We start from the raw sequence: 18,426 nt of genomic DNA on the forward strand, positions 1-18,426 counted from the left end.
CTCCCTCGCCACAAAACCTGCTCAGCCCCTTCCGTCGGTAAGGCCATCGAAACTTTCCAGCCCGCCCAGCGGTCATCAAAAGACACAGGCGGTACGAGGTCATTGGCACGGGAGGGATACATGACGGCGATCCACATTGGCATTTCCGGTTGGCGCTACACGCCTTGGCGGGGCGACTTCTACCCCAAGGGGCTGGCGCAGAAACGGGAACTGCAATTCGCCTCTCGAGCGGTCAACAGCATCGAAATCAATGGATCGTTCTACGCCCTGCAACGTCCCGAGCGGTATGCCCAGTGGTACGCCGAGACGCCGCCAGGCTTTGTGTTTAGCGTCAAGGCGCCGCGCTTCATCACCCATGTCAAACGCCTGCGGGATATCCACAAGCCGTTGGCGAATTTCTTCGCTTCCGGGGTGCTGGAGCTCAAGGAAAAACTCGGCGCCATCCTCTGGCAGTTTCCGCCCAACTTCAAATTCGACCCGGAGCTGTTCGAGGACTTCCTCAAGCAGCTGCCCCACGACACCCACGCCGCCGCCGCGCTGGCACGCGAGCACGAGTCGCGCCTGGACGGCCACGCCAGCACCGAGACCGATAAAAAGCGACCATTGCGCCACGCGGTGGAGATCCGACATGAAAGCTTCGTCGACCCACGCTTCGTCGCCCTGCTCAAACGCTACGACGTCGCCCTGGTGGTCGCCGATACCGCCGGAAAATGGCCCTATCGCGAGGACGTGACCAGTGACTTCGTCTACCTGCGCCTGCACGGCGCCGAAGAGCTGTACGCCAGCGGCTATACCGACGAGGCGCTCAAGCGTTGGGGCGACCGGATCGAGGCCTGGAGCCACGGCACGCAGCCGAGCGACGCCCAGTTGATCGATCCGAAAAAAAAGCCTCGGGCACGCAAGAGCCGAGAGGTGTTCTGCTATTTCGACAACGACATCAAGGTCCGCGCGCCCTACGACGCGCGCCACCTGCTGGAGCGCTTCGACCTGGACAAGCACCTCGCCACCGCTCCCGGTGAGCACCCGGCAGAAGGAGTATTGCCATGAGCACGCCAGAATCCAGCGAAGCCACCCGCGAGCCGTTGCAGGACGCCGCGCAGCGCTTGCTCGACCAGGTCAATCGATTCACGGTGCTGACGGTCAATACGCACAAGGGCTTCACCGCGTTGAACCGGCGTTTCATCCTGCCGGAACTGCGCGAAGCCGTGCGCAGCGTTTCCGCCGACGTGGTGTTCCTGCAAGAAGTGCATGGCACCCACGAGCACCATCCCCAGCGCTACAGCAACTGGCCGAGCATTCCCCAATACGAATTCCTCGCCGACACCCTCTGGCCGCAGTTCGCCTACGGGCGCAACGCGGTGTATCCGGCGGGCGACCATGGCAACGCGTTGCTGTCGAAATTCCAGATCATCCGCCACGACAACCTCGACGTGTCCATCAGCGGCCATGAAAGCCGCGGCATGCTGCACAGCGTATTGCGCCTGCCGAACGCTGAGGGTGGACGGGACGTGCACGCCATTTGCGTCCACCTGGGGCTGCGTGAAGGCCATCGCGTAGAACAATTGAAGTTGCTTTGCCAACGCCTGGGCGAGCTGCCGCCCGAGGCCCCAGTGATCGTCGCGGGGGATTTCAACGATTGGCGCGGCAAGGCCACTGACCTGCTCGAGCCCTGCGGTTTGCGGGAGGTGTTCGCTGAACAGTGGGGCAAACCGGCCCGAAGTTTTCCGGCACGCCTGCCGATTTTGCGCCTGGACCGGATCTATGTGCGCAACCTCAAGGCCCATCACGCCCAGGTACTGAATGTACGACCCTGGTCGCACCTTTCCGACCACGCACCGCTGTCGGTGGAGATTGAATTATGAGCGCGACGATGAACAAGGCGACGGTGGAAAAGGTCGAGGTACCGCCCACCGAGCGCAACCCGGCGCTGGCCGACGTCGAATATGGCTGGCATGGCAACAACCGCGTCACGCTCCTGGAAAACGGAGAGGAGTATTTCCCACGTGTCTTCGAGGCGATTCGCCGTGCCCAGGAAGAAGTTCTCCTGGAGACTTTCATTCTGTTCGAGGACAAGGTCGGCTTCGAGCTGCGGGACATATTGGTGGACGCGGCCAAGCGCGGCGTACGCATCACCGTCAACCTCGACGGTTTTGGTTGCGGTGAGCTGAGCACTGCGTTTCTCGCGTCGTTGAGCGATGCCGGAGTACGCCTGCAAATGTTCGACCCTGCCCCACGGCACCTGGGCATCCGCACCAACTGGTTCCGCCGCCTGCACCGCAAGATCGTGGTAGTGGATGGCGTGATCGCATTCATCGGCGGGATCAACTTTTCCGCTGACCACCTGGGCGATTTCGGCCCCGAGGCCAAGCAGGATTATTCGGTGGAGATCAAAGGCCCGGCGGTGGTGGATATCCATCACTTCGCGCTGCTGCAAACCGGGCGTCCGGCCCGGGCCAAGTATTGGTGGCAACGTCGCCGCAGCCGCCGTACCGAGCTGGCATTCAATGATCATGACGGTCAGGTGCGCCTGGTTTATCGCGATAACCACGAGCATCAGACCGACATCGAGGAGGTCTACCTGCAAGTGCTGCGCAGCGCCCAGCGCCGGGTAGTGATCGCCAACGCCTATTTCTTCCCCGGTTATCGGTTGCTGCGTGAGCTGCGCAACGCCGCGCGACGCGGCGTCGAGGTCCGGCTGATCCTGCAAGGGCAACCGGACATGATGATCGCCAAGCTGGCGGCGCGGATGCTTTATGACCATTTGATCAAGGCCGGCGTGACGATCTACGAATATTGCGAGCGCCCGCTGCATGGCAAGGTCGCCCTGGTGGACGAGGACTGGGCCACCGTGGGTTCGAGCAACCTCGACCCGCTGAGCCTGTCGCTGAACCTGGAAGCCAACGTGCTGATCCGCGACCGCGGCTTCAACCGCGAGCTGTTCGAGCGTCTCGAACATCTGAGCCGCAATCACTGCACCGTCATGCCAGAAAACCACGCCCCGCGCGGGCTGCTCTGGCGCATGACTATCGGTTTCATGGTGTTCCACTTCCTGCGTCATTTTCCGGCCTGGGCCGGATGGCTGCCGGCCCATAAACCACGTCTGAAACCTTTTTCACCGCCGACGGCGGTCCGGAGCGAACCCCATGAACCACTCTGACGCGCACACCGCGCCGAGAGATGCCCATGCGCCGGAACAGGCCAAGCCCAAGTCCCGCTGGAGCCGCTGGAAACGCCCGCTGACCCTGGCTTTTTTCCTGCTGTTGATTGTGCTGTTCACCGCATTGGCTCGGCGCATCGACTGGTCCGAGGTTTTCACCACCCTGGCGGACTTCAAGCTGCGCACGCTTTTCATTGCCGCCGCCCTGACCATCACCAGTTTCGTCACCTACGCCTGCTTCGATCTGATCGGCCGTACCTACATCCGGCAGAAACTTGGGTGGCGGCAGATCCTGCCGGTGGGGGTGATCAGTTATGCGTTCAATCTCAACCTCAGCGCCTGGGTAGGTGGCATCGCCATGCGCTACCGACTTTATTCGCGGCTGGGGGTGAGCACGGGCAATATCGCCAAGATCCTGGGCTTGAGCCTGGCAACCAACTGGTTCGGTTATATGACCCTGGCCGGCGTGGTGTTCAGCAGCGGCCTGGTGACCATGCCTCCAGGCTGGAAGCTGAGCAGCAATGCACTGCAAGGCGTCGGGGCGCTGTTGTTGCTGGCAAGCGCCGGCTACCTGCTGGCCTGCCGCTTTTCAAAACGCCGCGCCTGGACGGTTCGGGGGATGGAGATCAACCTGCCTTCCCTGCGCATGGCCGTGCTGCAACTGGCCCTCGGGGCGTTGAACTGGTCGTTGATGGCGGCGGTGATCTTTACGTTGCTGCCGAGCAAACTGGATTACCCGGTGGTGCTCGGGGTGTTGCTGATCAGCAGTATCGCCGGGGTGATCACTCACATTCCCGCTGGGCTCGGCGTGCTGGAAGCGGTGTTCGTCGCGCTGCTGCAGCATGAGGTGTCGCGGGGCAGCTTGATCGCGGGGCTGATTGCCTATCGGGCGATCTATTTCATCCTGCCGTTGTTGATCACGGTGGTGATGTACCTGGTGATCGAGGCGAAGGCCAAGGCGTTGCGGGTCAAGCCTGGGGTCAAGTGATGCGGTGCCTGATCCGACGAACAGGCCCGCCTGGACACTTATGTCTACCGCTCCTGAATGATGCTCAACCGCTCGCCCACCACCATCTCCGTGATCCAGCTCACCAGGATCGAGGTGTAGGCCTGTTGTGACACGGGGTCGCTCAGGGAATGGTCGGCGCCGTCGATGATCCGGTGGGTCAGCGAATGGGTCTGCTGACAGGCGGCGCGGTAGCTCATGATGGTGGCATGGGGCACATGATCGTCGGTCTCGGACTCCACCAGCAGCACATCGCCTGTGAACTGCGAGCACGCGTGCAAGGCGCGATTGGTGTCGGCATGGACGAGCGTGCTGCGATAATCGAGCAGGTCGGCTTTATCCAGGTCGCGCTTGGGCGTGTGCCATTGCTCGTCGCGATAAAGTGCCGGCACGCGCAAGGCGAGCCAACGCACCGGACGCAGCGAGGTCAGGATCGAGGCCAGGTAGCCACCGTAGCTGGTGCCAACCACGGCTATCGCCGAGGTATCGAGGGCGGGATGGGCGAGCAATCGGTCGTAGGCCGCCAGCAGGTCCCGCAGATTGTCCTCCCGCGTGACCCGTGACAGCGGGATCCCGGCGCCCCCCGTATGCCCACGCAAGTCGAAGGTCAGGCAGACACAGCCCAGGCCGGCGATGCCCTTGGCCCGCTCCAGGTCGCGCTCCTGGCTGCCGCCCCAACCGTGTACGAACAACACGCCGGGGACCTTCGACTTGGGGCTGAGGAAGGTCCCGTTCATATGCTCATCGTCAATGGCAATCTGGATGGTTTCGCTTCTAGCCGTCATAGGATTGGACCGTTACGTATTTGAGTAGGAAATCACTATTCTCTGCCGCGCCGCGATAAACCTCCGTAGCGCCGGCCGGCAGTGGTTGGTCGGTGTAGGTCTCAACCGAGGACACCCGAACCGCGCGGGTCGCGGGATCCTCGACAAACACCTGCAATGCCGCGAGCTCCGCGCTGCTGGCGCCGCCCATTCGCCACGACTGCTCCAGCACGCCGCCGCGAAATTGGCCACCGGTGTCGGTCCCTTGGGCAATGTCGTAGTTGCGCCGCGAAGCAAAGAACGTGGGATACGCCTGGTTGGCAGCGTCATCGAACACCTGCGCCAACCGCACCGCTTCGCGTACATCGTCCGGCAATTCCAGGCCGAGCAACTCGATGTAGCCACCCTGGGCCACCAGCAGGTCAGAGCCGCCGTAGACCTCTTCGCCTTGGTTGTCGCGGGTCAGGTGCTGGACGCCGCAATAGCTCAGGACCTTGCCGTTGATAAAGCTCTGGCCCACGCTCTGGGTCTTGACCTCATTGAGGTTCTGCTCCAGCACGATCCCCTCGCTGAATAACGCCTGGGCGTCTGGAGCCGCGACGATTTCATCGAATTGCGCGATGCTGCGGATAACCCGCTGACCCCGTCCGGCACAAGCATGGATTGGCTTGAAGCGAATCGGCCCGGCGTAGAGCAAATGTTCGGCGGCCTGGCGCGCATCCTTGAGCGAGAAGACGCTGACACCATCAAGCACGACGCCACGGGTCAACTTGCCGAACAGCGGTGACCAGCCCTTCGGCGCGACCGCGTCCTTATTCAACAGACCATGGGCAATCGCCTTGGTGCAGATGAAATCGTGATCGACATAGCCGCCCCAAAGATCGTCCGGTCCCTTGACGCCCAGACGCAACGCGGCCTCTGGACCGATCAGAGTTTGCGTAGGCAACAGATACAAATCCCGCTCGGCGTGTTGCTGGCTGTCGTAACTGCCGCCGTATTCCAAGCCAAGGATATTCGCCAACCAGCGGGCCAGAGCCCTATTGGTTTCGACTTCATGCAGGGGTGCCTGGGGATTGACCGAGTGGGCCACCACTAATTTGTCACGAGGGATCGACGTCATGCGTTGTCCTTTTAACTGCGCTCAATAGCCGTAGCTATAAGGATTGCAGAGATCAGGCCAACGGCTCGGCAGGGGACGAACGGTCGAGGAAACGGGGGGATGGGCGAATAATGTGGCACCGGGCCTGTTTCATTCTGCACGACTGCAAGCGGACGTCCGGCAATTTGCACGACCGCTGCGCACATCCCCGTCAGCCTTTGGGTGCGTTCTGAGGGGTCACGCCAAATTTCGCCCGGTAGTCACTCGGCGCTAAGCCGGTGATTTTCTTGAAAGTCGCTCGAAAGGCAGAAGGGTCCTGATAGCCGACGGTCCAGGCGATGTGATCGATGGTGCCGTTGGTGAATTCCAGCATTTCCCGAGCCTTGCCAACTCGCAGGTGCTGGCAGTATTCGGTGGGCTTGAGCCCCGTGGCCGCGCGGAACCTGCGCAGGAAGGTGCGCTCTTCCAGTCCCGCCTGTTCGGCCATCGCGCCAAGGGAAACATCCACCGCGCCGCTGCGTTGCAGCCAGTGTTGCACCTTCAGGATCGCACCGTCGCCATGCCCCAGGATTGGCGCGAAATTGCTGCCGCACTGGCTCGCGCTGTCGCTGTGCTCGATCACCAGGAACTGTGCGGTGCGTGTGGCGATGCTTGGCCCGAGCAGACGATCCACCAGCCGCAGCCCAAGCTCCGCCCAGGCCATGAGCCCGGCGGTGGTGATCAGATCGCCGTCGTCCACAATGGGTTTATCGGCGTCCAGCTTGATCTTGGGATAACGCGCCGCGAAGGTCGTGGCTGAAGTCCAATGGGTGGTCGCGCTGCGCCCATCCAGCAAACCGCTTTCGGCCAGCAGGATCGAGCCGACGCAAACCCCGCCCAAAACGGTGCCGCCTGCGTGCTGCGTCCGTAGCCAATCCATCAGTGTCGGCGTCGCGATAGCTTCATTGAAGCCGGCAATAGAGGGCGGTATCAACAAGGCGATCAAGGGCGCGTGCGGACCGGCATCGCTGGCAAACACCCGCGACGGCACTTCGCCGTTCGCCGTTTGCCAGTGACTTACGCGCAGCCGTGGCAATTGCACACTGGCCTGCTCCGCCGCGATGGCATCCGCCACCGCAAACAAGTCGGTCAAACCGTGCACCGCCGCCATTTGCGCGCCGGGGTAGATCAGCACGCCGAGTTCGACGAATGCCCTTTCCTGCGCCATTGTCAGTTTTCCCTCGCTTATTGTCGTTGCGGCCAATCGTCGAATCCCGGACAAACGCCAATACTGGCGCCACATCCTGATTAAACGAGGAAGACCCCATGTCCAAGCAAGCGCTCATCGTAGTCGATATCCAGAATGACTACTTCCCCCAAGGGAAATGGCCTCTGGCCGGCGCCGAAGCAGCCGCCGATAACACCGCCAGGTTGATCGAGGCGTTTCGCCAGGCCGCAAACCAGGTGATTCACATCCGCCACGAATTCACTTCCGACCAGGCCCCTTTCTTCACGCCAGGCTCCGAAGGCGCGCAGTTGCACCCCAAGGTAACCAACCGCGCCGACGAACCCGTGGTGCTCAAACACTTCGTCAATGCGTTTCGCGAAACCGAGCTGCAAGCGACACTCGAGCATCACGGTATCGAACGGCTGGTGGTCGCGGGTAGCATGAGCCACATGTGCATCGACGGCATTACGCGGGCGGCCGCTGACATGGGTTATGAGGTGACGGTGGTCCACGACGCCTGCGCCAGCCGCGACCTGGAATTCAATGGGCTTGTCGTCCCTGCTGCCCATGTCCATGCCGCATTCATGTCAGCGCTGGGGTTTGCCTATGCGAAGGTGGTGAGTACGGAACAACTACTGGCTGTCGAAAAGCCCTAACCAACTCCCAGGCAGAAAAAAACCGCGCATCGGGAACCGAAGCGCGGTTTTGTTTCAGCTTGGAGCTTGGGGCTTGATGCTCAGAGCTGCCTCAGAACGGAATATCGTCATCGAAGCTGTCGAAATCCGGTGCCGGCTGCGGCGCGGCCTGTTGTGGGGCCGGGCGCTCGCGTTGTGGCTGTGGCGCTGACTGCGGACGAGGGGCTTGCTGGCGCGGGGCGGACTGCTGGTAGTTGTTGCCACCCTGCTGCTGGTCGCCTTGCGGACGGCCACCAAGCAATTGCATGGTGCCTTGCATGTCGACCACGATTTCAGTGGTGTAGCGCTTGATGCCGTCCTTTTCCCACTCGCGGGTCTGCAGCTTGCCTTCGATGTACACCTGCGAACCCTTGCGCAGGTATTCGCCGGCGATCTCGGCCACTTTGCCGAACATCGACACGCGGTGCCATTCGGTCTTCTCGACCTTCTGGCCGGTCTGCTTGTCGGTCCATTGTTCGCTGGTCGCCAGGCTCAGGTTGGTCACGGCGTTGCCGTTAGGCAGGTAGCGAACTTCTGGATCCTGGCCGCAAGTACCGACCAATATGACTTTGTTAACCCCACGGGCCATAACGTTCTCCTAGGCTTCGCACGCTGCCGGGGCCGGGTTGTTCACCAGGCGCTCGAGCGTCGCACGATCCAATAATTCGGTGTCCAGTTTGATGTATACGGCCGCCTCGTCGGCGACCACCACTGCATCGGTTACTCCAACGACGGCCCTGAGGCGCTCGGCCAGGCCTGCTTCGCGAATGGCTTCGGGCGACAACGGCAAGCGCAGGCTCGTCACATACGGAGGTTCGCGCATGGTAACAGCAAAGGCCAACCAAAGTGCAGCCAGCGCGGCGCAACCCAGGAACACAACCGACAAACCGCCATGCTGGAACAGCCAGCCGCCGAGAATCCCGCCCAACGCCGAACCGAGGAATTGGCTGGTGGAATACACCCCCATCGCCGTGCCCTTGCCGCCCGCCGGTGAAACCTTGCTGATCAGCGACGGCAACGACGCCTCCAGCAGATTGAACGCGGTAAAGAAAACCACGGTGCCGATCACCAGGGCCCGCAGGCTGTCGCCGAACTGCCAGAAGAATAGCTCAGTGAGCATGAGGGTCACGACGGCGCCGAGTAAAACTCGTTTCATTTTGCGTCGCTTCTCGCCATAGATGATGAACGGGACCATGGCGAAGAACGAAATAACCAGTGCCGTCAGGTATACCCACCAATGCTGCTCCTTGGGCAGGCCGGCCTTTTGCACAAGTGCCAGCGGCAGGGCCACGAAGCTGGACATCAGCATGGCGTGGAGGACGAAGATGCCCAGGTCCAGGCGCAGCAGGTCGGGATGTCTGAGTGTCGGCACCAGCGCCTGGCGGGCCACGCCGGATTCGCGGTGCTGCAAGGGCCCGGTAGAGCGCGGCACGAAGACCGCGACGATGAGGATACCGACCAATGCCATGGCACCGGTTGCCAGGAACAGGCCCGATAAGCCAAAGGCACGCGTCACCAACGGTCCTACAACCATGGCGACCGCGAACGACAGACCAATCGTCATGCCGATCATGGCCATGGCTTTTGTCCGATGCTGTTCGCGAGTCAGGTCTGACAGCAAGGCCATGACGGCGGCGGAAATCGCCCCCGCCCCTTGCAGGATCCGTCCGGCGATCACGCCCCAGATCGAATCCGCGTTCGCCGCCAGCACACTGCCAAGGGCAAACACGATGAGCCCCAGGTAAATGACGGGACGTCGCCCGATACGGTCGGAAATAATACCGAAGGGAATCTGGAAAATGGCCTGGGTCAGGCCATAGGCGCCGATCGCCAACCCGATGAGGGCCGGGGTCGCGCCCGCCAGGTCCATGCCATAGGTCGCCAGTACCGGCAACACCATGAACATGCCCAGCATGCGGAAGGCGAACACCAGGGCCAGACCGCTTGCCGCGCGGGTCTCGCCGCTACTCATGCGTTCGCTGTGGGGATCGTGCATGGAAAAACCTCGTGTGAACCGGCGGGGATTCTACCAGTCCCATCGATTGAGGGGGTATATGGCGACCGTTTGCCGCGCAGTCTTCATGTATGACACTTGATAGTGTGTATCCATCCAGTGTTTACCCGTATACTCCTACGTTTTCGACGCCCGCCGAGCGAGGCCACTTTGGACAAGATCCTGATTCGTGGGGCCCGTACCCACAACCTGAAGAACATCGACCTGACCCTGCCCCGGGACAAGCTGATCGTCATCACCGGCCTGTCCGGATCCGGTAAATCATCCCTGGCCTTCGATACCTTGTACGCCGAAGGCCAGCGACGCTATGTCGAATCGCTGTCGGCGTATGCCCGGCAGTTCTTGTCGATGATGGAAAAACCCGACGTCGACACCATCGAAGGCCTGTCGCCGGCGATCTCCATCGAGCAGAAATCGACCTCCCACAACCCGAGGTCGACGGTAGGCACCATTACCGAGATCTACGACTACCTGCGCCTGCTGTATGCGCGTGTCGGCATGCCCCGCTGCCCCGACCACGACATCCCGCTGGAAGCCCAGACCGTCAGCCAGATGGTCGACCTGGTGCTGGCCCAACCCGAAGGCAGCAAGTTGATGCTCCTGGCGCCGGTCATACGCGAGCGCAAGGGCGAACACCTTATGGTGTTCGAAGAACTGCGCGCTCAAGGCTTCGTACGTGCCCGGGTCAATGGCAAGCTGTGCGAGCTGGACGAACTGCCGAAGCTGGATAAACAGAAGAAGCACTCGATCGACGTGGTAGTGGACCGTTTCAAGGTCCGGGGCGACCTGCAACAGCGCCTCGCCGAATCCTTCGAGACAGCGCTGAAACTGGCGGACGGGATAGCGTTGGTTGCGCCGATGGACGACGAACCCGGCGAAGAGATCATCTTTTCCGCGCGCTTTGCCTGCCCGATCTGCGGCCACGCCATCAGCGAGCTGGAGCCCAAGCTGTTCTCGTTCAACAACCCGGCCGGCGCTTGCCCGACCTGCGACGGTCTGGGGGTCAAGCAGTTCTTCGACACCAAGCGTTTGGTCAATGGCGAACTGACCCTGGCCGAGGGCGCGATTCGCGGCTGGGACAGGCGTAACGTCTACTATTTCCAGATGCTCGGGTCGCTGGCGGCTCACTATAAGTTCAGCCTGGACAAACCCTTCAACGAACTGCCCGCCGAACAGCAGAAGTTCATCCTGCAAGGCAGCGGCTCGCAAAACGTCGACTTCAAATACCTGAACGACCGTGGCGATATCGTCAAGCGCTCCCACCCGTTCGAAGGCATCGTGCCCAACCTGGAGCGGCGCTACCGCGAGACCGAGTCGGCCAGCGTGCGTGAGGAACTGGCCAAGTTCCTCAGCACCCAGCCCTGCCCGGACTGCCGCGGCACCCGTTTGCGCCGGGAGGCGCGGCACGTGTGGGTCGGCGAGAAAACCTTGCCGGCGGTGACCAGCCTGCCGATCGGCGATGCTACCGATTATTTCGGTGGGCTCAAGCTGACGGGCCGTCGGGGCGAAATCGCCGACAAGATCCTCAAGGAAATCCGCGAGCGCTTGCAGTTCCTCGTGAACGTAGGCCTGGACTACCTGACCCTCGACCGCAGCGCTGACACGCTGTCTGGTGGCGAGGCCCAGCGTATCCGCCTCGCCAGCCAGATCGGCGCCGGCCTGGTGGGCGTCATGTACATCCTCGACGAACCGTCCATTGGCCTGCATCAGCGGGACAACGACCGCTTGCTCGGAACGCTGAAACACCTGCGGGACATTGGCAACACAGTCATCGTGGTCGAGCACGATGAGGACGCGATCCGCCTGGCCGACTATGTAGTGGACATCGGTCCCGGCGCGGGCGTGCACGGCGGCCACATCGTCGCCCAAGGGACGGCGGCCGAGGTCATGGCGCACCCTGACTCGTTGACCGGCAAGTACCTGTCTGGCCGAGTGAAGATCAAGGTGCCGGCCAAACGTACGCCGCGTAACAAGAAGTTGTCGCTGACCCTCAAGGGCGCCCGCGGCAACAACTTGCGCAATGTCGACCTGGAAATTCCCATTGGTCTGCTGACCTGCGTCACCGGCGTATCCGGCTCCGGCAAGTCGACGTTGATCAACAACACGCTGTTCCCACTGAGCGCCACGGCCTTGAACGGTGCCACGACCCTGGAAGCCGCCGCCCACGACAGCATCAAGGGCCTCGAGCATCTCGATAAAGTCGTTGACATCGACCAGAGCCCGATTGGCCGGACGCCACGTTCCAACCCCGCGACATACACCGGATTGTTCACACCGATCCGTGAGCTGTTCGCCGGCGTACCGGAATCGCGCTCACGGGGCTACGGGCCAGGCCGGTTCTCGTTCAACGTCAAGGGCGGACGCTGCGAAGCCTGCCAGGGCGATGGCTTGATCAAGGTGGAAATGCACTTCCTGCCCGATATCTACGTGCCGTGCGACGTATGCAAGAGCAAGCGCTACAACCGGGAAACACTGGAGATCAAGTACAAGGGCAAGAACATCCACGAAACCCTGGAGATGACCATCGAAGAGGCCCGGGTCTTCTTCGACGCGGTGCCGGCATTGGCGCGCAAGCTCCAGACATTGATGGATGTAGGCCTTTCGTACATCAAGCTCGGGCAATCGGCGACGACCTTGTCCGGTGGGGAGGCCCAACGGGTGAAGCTATCCCGCGAGCTGTCCAAGCGCGATACCGGCAAGACCCTGTATATCCTCGACGAGCCGACCACCGGTCTGCATTTCGCCGATATCCAGCAGTTGCTCGACGTGCTCCACCGCCTGCGCGATCACGGCAACACCGTGGTGGTTATCGAGCACAACCTGGACGTGATCAAGACCGCTGACTGGCTGGTGGACCTGGGGCCGGAGGGCGGATCCAAGGGCGGACAGATCATCGCGGTGGGTACGCCGGAACAAGTGGCGGAAATGAAGCAGTCCCACACTGGGCACTACCTCAAGCCATTGCTGGAGCGTGACCGGGACTGATTGGCCCGGACACGAAAAAGCCCCTAGCATCCCATCGATGCCAGGGGCTTTTCGTTTTCCAGAGAGAACCTGCCTACGATCAATATTGCGATTGCAGGTAATTCTCCAACCCGATCAGCTTGATCAGGCCCAACTGTTTTTCCAGCCAGTAAGTGTGATCTTCTTCGGTGTCGTTGAGCTGCACACGTAAGATCTCGCGCGTTACATAGTCGTTGTGCTGCTCGCACAGCTCGATGCCTTTACACAAAGCAGCGCGAACCTTGTACTCCAAACGCAAGTCGGCAGCGAGCATGTCAGGCACGGTAGTGCCGATGTCCAGGTCGTCCGGACGCATGCGTGGCGTGCCTTCAAGCATCAGGATCCGGCGCATCAGCGCATCGGCGTGCTGAGCCTCTTCTTCCATCTCATGGTTGATACGTTCGTAGAGCTCGGTAAAACCCCAATCCTCGTACATCCGCGAATGGATGAAATATTGATCACGGGCCGCCAGTTCGCCGGTCAGCAACGTGTTGAGGTAATCGATTACGTCTGGGTGACCTTGCATCGCCCTACATCTCCACAAGCTTTGAAAGGCTCTAGTTTGAACCAAGCTGACTGCAAGGTCACTCGCCCAGCGCAACAAAAGCGAAGATAATCTAAGAAAAGAGCGCTAAATAACGCAAAAACCGCCCAAATGAGGGCGGTTCTGCTTCTCGTTTAGACTTAGTTAAGCTGTACGCCCAACGCCTTCGCGATACCCTCTCCGTAAGCAGGGTCTGCCTTGAAGAAATGCTGCAGTTGGCGATCAATCACGTCAGCCGACACGCCCGCCATTGCACCGGCGATATTGCTGATCAACAGCGCCTTCTGTTCCTCGCTCATCAAGCGGAACAGCGCACCTGCATGGCTGTAGTAGTCGGTGTCCTCGCGATGATCATAACGATCCGCTGCACCGCTGAGGGCCAGCGCCGGCTCCGCATAACGCGGGGCTTGCTTCGGCGCCTCCACGTAACTGTTGGGCTCATAGTTTGGCGCTGCGCCGCCGTTACTGCCAAAAGCCATGGAACCGTCGCGCTGGTAGGTATTGACCGGGCTGCGGGGAGCATTCACCGGCAGTTGCTGGTGGTTGGTACCTACGCGGTAGCGGTGAGCATCGGCGTAGGCGAATACACGGCCCTGCAACATGCGATCAGGCGAAAGACCCACGCCCGGCACCATGTTGCTCGGCCCGAACGCCGCTTGCTCCACTTCGGCAAAGTAGTTCAAGGGATTACGATTCAGCTCGAGTTCGCCGACTTCGACCAGCGGGAATTCCTTCTGCGACCAGGTCTTGGTCACGTCGAACGGATTCTCGTAATGGGCCGCAGCCTGGGCTTCGCTCATGATTTGGATGCAGACGCTCCATTTTGGAAAGTCACCGCGCTCAATCGCATTGAACAGGTCGCGCTGGGCGTAATCCGGATCGGTGCCCGCCAGGCGCGCGGCTTCTGCCGGCGCGAGATTCTTGATGCCTTGCTTGGTCTTGTAGTGCCATTTAACCCAGTGACGTTCGCCTTGGCCATTGATCAGGCTGTAGGTGTGACTGCCGAAGCCGTGCATATGACGGTAGCCGTCAGGAATACCCCGATCGGAAAACAGAATGGTGACCTGGTGCAGCGCCTCTGGGGAATGCGACCAGAAATCCCACATCATCTGGGCACTCTTGAGGTTGCTTTGCGGCAAGCGTTTCTGAGTGTGGATGAAGTCTGGGAATTTCAGCGGGTCGCGGATGAAGAACACCGGGGTGTTGTTGCCAACGATGTCCCAGTTACCTTCTTCTGTGTAGAACTTAAGGGCGAAGCCTCGAGGATCGCGCTCGGTATCCGCAGAACCGCGCTCGCCGCCCACGGTAGAGAAGCGAAGGAACGTAGGCGTCTGCTTACCGACCGATTCGAACAGCTTGGCGCTGGTGTATTGGGTAATGTCACGCGTTACGGTAAACGTACCGTATGCGCCCGACCCTTTAGCGTGCACGCGACGCTCGGGAATATTTTCGCGGTTGAAATGAGCAAGCTTCTCGATCAGGTGGAAATCATCGAGCAACAGCGGGCCACGAGGACCTGCGGAGCGAGAGTTCTGGTTATCGGCGACGGGGGCGCCGCTGGCGGTCGTAAGCGTTTTGATCTGGCTCATGCTCAATTCTTCCTAGGTCGGTCTTCGGACTGCCGGCTAATCGGCTGGTGAGGAGTATTGATCAACAAGATGAGCGCCACAAATTCATTAAATTGTGCGCTTCAATAGAAATTATCTAACAACAACCCCAACGCCATATAGTGGCGTTTGCGACCCAAGCAAGCTTGTATGAATAAGCTCTTTTTCTTGCGAGCACAAAAAACCGGGCACTGGGCCCGGTTCTTCGTTGCAGACTGTCGTCTTACTCGGCGCTTACAGCTTCGCCAGCAGTAGCACGATCAACCAACTCGACGTACGCCATAGGCGCGTTGTCGCCAGCGCGGAAACCGCACTTGAGGATGCGCAGGTAGCCACCCTCACGGGTAGCGTAACGCTTGCCCAGGTCGTTGAAGAGCTTACCAACGATGGCTTTCGAACGAGTACGGTCGAAGGCCAGGCGGCGGTTAGCCAGGCTGTCTGTCTTGGCCAGAGTGATCAGCGGCTCGGCAACGCGGCGCAGTTCTTTGGCTTTCGGCAGTGTAGTTTTGATCAGCTCGTGCTCGAACAGCGACACCGCCATGTTCTGGAACATGGCCTTGCGGTGCGAGCTGGTGCGGCTCAGGTGACGACCACTTTTACGATGACGCATGGTTCATTCCTTACCAAACACAACGTTCGGTGATTACGACGATCAGGCAGTCGCCTTGTCGTCCTTCTTAAGACTTGCAGGCGGCCAGTTGTCGAGGCGCATGCCGAGGGACAGACCGCGGGAGGCCAGAACGTCCTTGATTTCAGTCAAGGATTTCTTGCCAAGGTTCGGAGTCTTCAACAGCTCTACTTCGGTACGCTGAATCAGGTCGCCGATGTAGTAGATGTTTTCCGCCTTAAGGCAGTTAGCCGAACGTACAGTCAGTTCCAGATCGTCAACCGGGCGAAGCAGGATCGGATCGATCTCGTCTTCCTGCTCGATAGCCTCAGGCACGATGTCACCCTTGAGGTCGACGAACGCAGCCAACTGCTGTTGCAGAATGGTTGCAGCGCGGCGGATTGCCTCTTCAGGATCCAGGGTACCGTTGGTTTCCAGATCAATAACCAGCTTGTCCAGGTTGGTACGCTGTTCGACACGGGCGTTTTCCACCACGTATGCGATACGGCGAACCGGGCTGAACGAAGAGTCAAGCTGCAAGCGACCAATGCTGCGGCTTTCGTCTTCATCGCTCTGACGCGAGTCTGCCGGTTCATAACCACGACCACGAGCTACGGTGAGCTTCATGTTCAGGGCGCCGTTAGACGCCAGGTTAGCGATTACGTGATCGGGGTTAACGATCTCGACATCATGATCCAGCTGAATATCGGCAGCGGTAACCACCCCCGAACCCTTCTTCGACAAGGTCAGCGTAACTTCGTCACGACCGTGCAGCTTGATAGCCAGACCTTTAAGGTTCAACAGGATTTCAATTACGTCTTCCTGTACACCTTCGATGGCGCTGTACTCATGGAGCACACCGTCAATCTCGGCCTCGACTACTGCACAGCCGGGCATTGAGGACAACAGGATGCGGCGCAGCGCGTTGCCCAGGGTGTGGCCGAAACCACGCTCGAGAGGCTCGAGTGTGATCTTGGCGCGGGTTGGACTGACAACCTGCACATCAATATGGCGGGGTGTCAGGAACTCATTTACCGAAATCTGCATGGATGCACCTATTTTCTAGCCCTTACTTGGAGTAGAGCTCGACAATCAGGCTTTCGTTGATGTCGGCGGACAGATCACTGCGAGCAGGAACGTTCTTGAAAACGCCCGACTTCTTCTCAGTGTCTACTTCTACCCATTCTACGCGGCCACGTTGGGCACACAGATCGAGAGCTTGGACAATGCGAAGTTGGTTCTTTGCTTTCTCGCGAACAGCAACCACGTCACCAGCACGAACCTGGTAGGACGGAACGTTCACGGTCTGGCCGTTAACGCTGATCGACTTGTGCGATACCAGCTGACGGGATTCGGCACGAGTAGAACCGAAACCCATACGGTATACAACGTTGTCCAGGCGGCATTCGAGCAGCTGCAACAGGTTTTCGCCGGTTGCGCCTTTCTTGCCAGCAGCTTCTTTGTAGTAGCCGCTGAATTGACGCTCGAGAACGCCGTAGATACGACGGACCTTCTGCTTTTCACGCAGTTGGGTGCCGTAGTCGGACTGGCGACCGCGGCGTTGGCCGTGGATACCAGGTGCTGCTTCGATGTTGCACTTCGATTCGATCGCGCGCACGCCGCTCTTCAGGAAGAGATCGGTGCCTTCGCGACGAGCGAGTTTGCATTTTGGACCAATGTAACGAGCCATTCTTTACAATCTCCTGGATTACACGCGGCGCTTCTTCGGCGGACGGCACCCGTTGTGCGGGATTGGCGTCACGTCGGTGATGCTGGCGATCTTGTAGCCACAGCCGTTCAAAGCGCGGACTGCGGATTCACGACCTGGACCTGGACCTTTGACGTTGACGTCGAGGTTTTTCAGGCCGTATTCCAGCGCAGCTTGACCAGCACGCTCAGCAGCTACTTGAGCAGCGAACGGGGTGGACTTGCGGGAACCGCGGAAACCCGAACCACCGGAGGTAGCCCAGGAAAGAGCGTTACCTTGACGGTCGGTAATGGTCACGATGGTGTTGTTAAAAGAAGCATGGATGTGGGCGATGCCATCAACCACTGTCTTTTTAACTTTTTTACGAGGACGAGCAGCAGGTTTTGCCATGATTAAATTCCTGTCGATTCGCTGGGGCGATTACTTGCGGATCGGCTTACGCGGACCTTTACGGGTACGCGCGTTGGTCTTGGTACGCTGACCGCGTACTGGCAGACCACGACGATGACGCAGACCGCGATAGCAACCGAGGTCCATCAAGCGCTTGATTTTCATGTTGATTTCGCGACGCAGGTCACCTTCAGTGGTGAACTTCGCCACTTCGCCACGCAGCTGTTCAATTTGCTCGTCGCTCAGATCCTTGATCTTTGCGGCTGGGTTGACCCCAGTCTCTGCACAAATTTTCTGTGCAGTAGTGCGACCAACACCATAGATGTAGGTCAGCGAGATAACAGTATGCTTGTTATCTGGAATGTTAACGCCTGCAATACGGGCCATTCAGTGGGACTCCAATTGACAGCTACCTACGCCCCGGAAGCCAAGAAATAGGGCGCGAGATAATATCGCTGTAATAACAAATAATCAACCCGGCAGCGCACTAGCTGCCGGGCTTAAAGCACAATCACACTCAGCCTTGGCGCTGTTTGTGACGCGGTTCCGCGCTGCAAATTACCCGAACAACACCTTCGCGGCGAATAATCTTGCAGTTGCGGCACAGCTTTTTCACCGATGCACGAACTTTCATCACCAACTCCTC

The 18,426-nt window shown here is 59.9% G+C and carries 19 protein-coding genes; 6 read left to right on the forward strand and 13 right to left on the reverse strand.

Annotation, left to right across the window (positions count from 1 at the left end; genetic code table 11):
• Positions 1–120 precede the first annotated feature (120 nt).
• From J3Q04_RS22450 to J3Q04_RS22465, 4 genes are read left to right on the forward strand one after another with little or no spacing between them, the layout of a single operon-like run.
• Positions 121–1,047 carry a DUF72 domain-containing protein gene (locus tag J3Q04_RS22450; RefSeq protein ID WP_434609266.1) on the forward strand — a complete coding sequence of 309 codons (927 nt, stop codon included), beginning with the start codon at positions 121–123 and terminating at the stop codon, positions 1,045–1,047.
• A complete protein-coding gene (locus tag J3Q04_RS22455) occupies positions 1,044–1,862 on the forward strand; it encodes an endonuclease/exonuclease/phosphatase family protein (protein ID WP_420767537.1) in 819 nt (272 codons plus the stop codon). Before J3Q04_RS22450 ends, J3Q04_RS22455 begins: the two co-directional genes overlap by 4 nt.
• On the forward strand, positions 1,859–3,157 hold the full coding sequence (gene clsB / locus J3Q04_RS22460) for a cardiolipin synthase ClsB (protein WP_420767536.1): 1,299 nt from the start codon (positions 1,859–1,861) through the stop codon (positions 3,155–3,157). Before J3Q04_RS22455 ends, clsB begins: the two co-directional genes overlap by 4 nt.
• Entirely contained in the window at positions 3,144–4,145 is a 1,002-nt protein-coding gene (locus tag J3Q04_RS22465) for a lysylphosphatidylglycerol synthase domain-containing protein (RefSeq protein WP_420767535.1), read from the forward strand. Before clsB ends, J3Q04_RS22465 begins: the two co-directional genes overlap by 14 nt.
• A 44-nt stretch (positions 4,146–4,189) precedes the next feature.
• Here the strand turns inward: J3Q04_RS22465 and J3Q04_RS22470 are convergent, their stop codons facing one another.
• From J3Q04_RS22470 to J3Q04_RS22480, 3 genes are all read right to left on the reverse strand, one after another.
• Positions 4,190–4,948: an alpha/beta hydrolase family protein gene (locus J3Q04_RS22470; protein ID WP_305498458.1), complete on the reverse strand. Its 759-nt coding sequence runs from the start codon at positions 4,946–4,948 to the stop codon at positions 4,190–4,192.
• Complete coding sequence (locus J3Q04_RS22475) at positions 4,938–6,047, reverse strand: DUF3182 family protein (RefSeq protein ID WP_434609264.1); 1,110 nt, start codon at positions 6,045–6,047, stop codon at positions 4,938–4,940. The genes J3Q04_RS22470 and J3Q04_RS22475 overlap by 11 nt, the downstream gene beginning before the upstream one ends.
• Before the next feature lie 190 nt (positions 6,048–6,237).
• Positions 6,238–7,233 carry a GlxA family transcriptional regulator gene (locus J3Q04_RS22480; protein WP_434609262.1) on the reverse strand — a complete coding sequence of 332 codons (996 nt, stop codon included), beginning with the start codon at positions 7,231–7,233 and terminating at the stop codon, positions 6,238–6,240.
• A gap of 98 nt (positions 7,234–7,331) precedes the next feature.
• Between J3Q04_RS22480 and J3Q04_RS22485 the strand changes: the two genes are divergently transcribed.
• Entirely contained in the window at positions 7,332–7,889 is a 558-nt protein-coding gene (locus tag J3Q04_RS22485; RefSeq protein WP_434609260.1) for a cysteine hydrolase family protein, read from the forward strand.
• A 91-nt stretch (positions 7,890–7,980) separates the two neighbouring features.
• Here the strand turns inward: J3Q04_RS22485 and J3Q04_RS22490 are convergent, their stop codons facing one another.
• Both J3Q04_RS22490 and J3Q04_RS22495 read right to left on the reverse strand, forming a co-directional pair.
• On the reverse strand, positions 7,981–8,496 hold the full coding sequence (locus J3Q04_RS22490; protein ID WP_024778338.1) for a single-stranded DNA-binding protein: 516 nt from the start codon (positions 8,494–8,496) through the stop codon (positions 7,981–7,983).
• A gap of 9 nt (positions 8,497–8,505) precedes the next feature.
• Positions 8,506–9,903 carry an MFS transporter gene (locus J3Q04_RS22495; RefSeq protein ID WP_434609258.1) on the reverse strand — a complete coding sequence of 466 codons (1,398 nt, stop codon included), beginning with the start codon at positions 9,901–9,903 and terminating at the stop codon, positions 8,506–8,508.
• Positions 9,904–10,071: 168 nt separating this feature from the next.
• On the opposite strand from J3Q04_RS22495, the gene uvrA reads away from it, so the two are divergent.
• The gene (gene uvrA, locus J3Q04_RS22500) at positions 10,072–12,906 is read left to right on the forward strand and encodes an excinuclease ABC subunit UvrA (protein WP_420767530.1); all 2,835 of its coding nucleotides are present in this window, start codon (positions 10,072–10,074) and stop codon (positions 12,904–12,906) included.
• A gap of 79 nt (positions 12,907–12,985) precedes the next feature.
• Here uvrA and bfr read toward each other — a convergent pair whose 3' ends face one another.
• From bfr to rpmJ, 8 genes are all read right to left on the reverse strand, one after another.
• Positions 12,986–13,450, reverse strand: a complete 465-nt coding sequence (bfr, locus tag J3Q04_RS22505; protein ID WP_420767529.1) for a bacterioferritin — start codon at positions 13,448–13,450, stop codon at positions 12,986–12,988.
• Positions 13,451–13,608: 158 nt separating this feature from the next.
• The gene (locus J3Q04_RS22510) at positions 13,609–15,057 is read right to left on the reverse strand and encodes a catalase (RefSeq protein ID WP_434609255.1); all 1,449 of its coding nucleotides are present in this window, start codon (positions 15,055–15,057) and stop codon (positions 13,609–13,611) included.
• A 241-nt stretch (positions 15,058–15,298) separates the two neighbouring features.
• A complete protein-coding gene (gene rplQ / locus J3Q04_RS22515) occupies positions 15,299–15,685 on the reverse strand; it encodes a 50S ribosomal protein L17 (RefSeq protein ID WP_003176402.1) in 387 nt (128 codons plus the stop codon).
• Positions 15,686–15,727: 42 nt separating this feature from the next.
• Positions 15,728–16,729 carry a DNA-directed RNA polymerase subunit alpha gene (locus J3Q04_RS22520; protein WP_420767527.1) on the reverse strand — a complete coding sequence of 334 codons (1,002 nt, stop codon included), beginning with the start codon at positions 16,727–16,729 and terminating at the stop codon, positions 15,728–15,730.
• 22 nt (positions 16,730–16,751) lie between these two features.
• Positions 16,752–17,372, reverse strand: a complete 621-nt coding sequence (gene rpsD / locus J3Q04_RS22525; RefSeq protein WP_003176404.1) for a 30S ribosomal protein S4 — start codon at positions 17,370–17,372, stop codon at positions 16,752–16,754.
• An 18-nt stretch (positions 17,373–17,390) separates the two neighbouring features.
• Positions 17,391–17,780, reverse strand: coding sequence for a 30S ribosomal protein S11 (rpsK, locus tag J3Q04_RS22530; protein WP_002555466.1), 390 nt, complete (start codon positions 17,778–17,780; stop codon positions 17,391–17,393).
• 30 nt (positions 17,781–17,810) lie between these two features.
• The gene (gene rpsM, locus J3Q04_RS22535; protein ID WP_009045849.1) at positions 17,811–18,167 is read right to left on the reverse strand and encodes a 30S ribosomal protein S13; all 357 of its coding nucleotides are present in this window, start codon (positions 18,165–18,167) and stop codon (positions 17,811–17,813) included.
• A gap of 130 nt (positions 18,168–18,297) precedes the next feature.
• Positions 18,298–18,414 carry a 50S ribosomal protein L36 gene (rpmJ, locus tag J3Q04_RS22540; protein WP_002555468.1) on the reverse strand — a complete coding sequence of 39 codons (117 nt, stop codon included), beginning with the start codon at positions 18,412–18,414 and terminating at the stop codon, positions 18,298–18,300.
• Between the last annotated feature and the right edge of the window lie 12 nt (positions 18,415–18,426).

Source organism: Pseudomonas sp. D4-21 (genome assembly GCF_051132125.1).
Lineage (GTDB): Bacteria > Pseudomonadota > Gammaproteobacteria > Pseudomonadales > Pseudomonadaceae > Aquipseudomonas.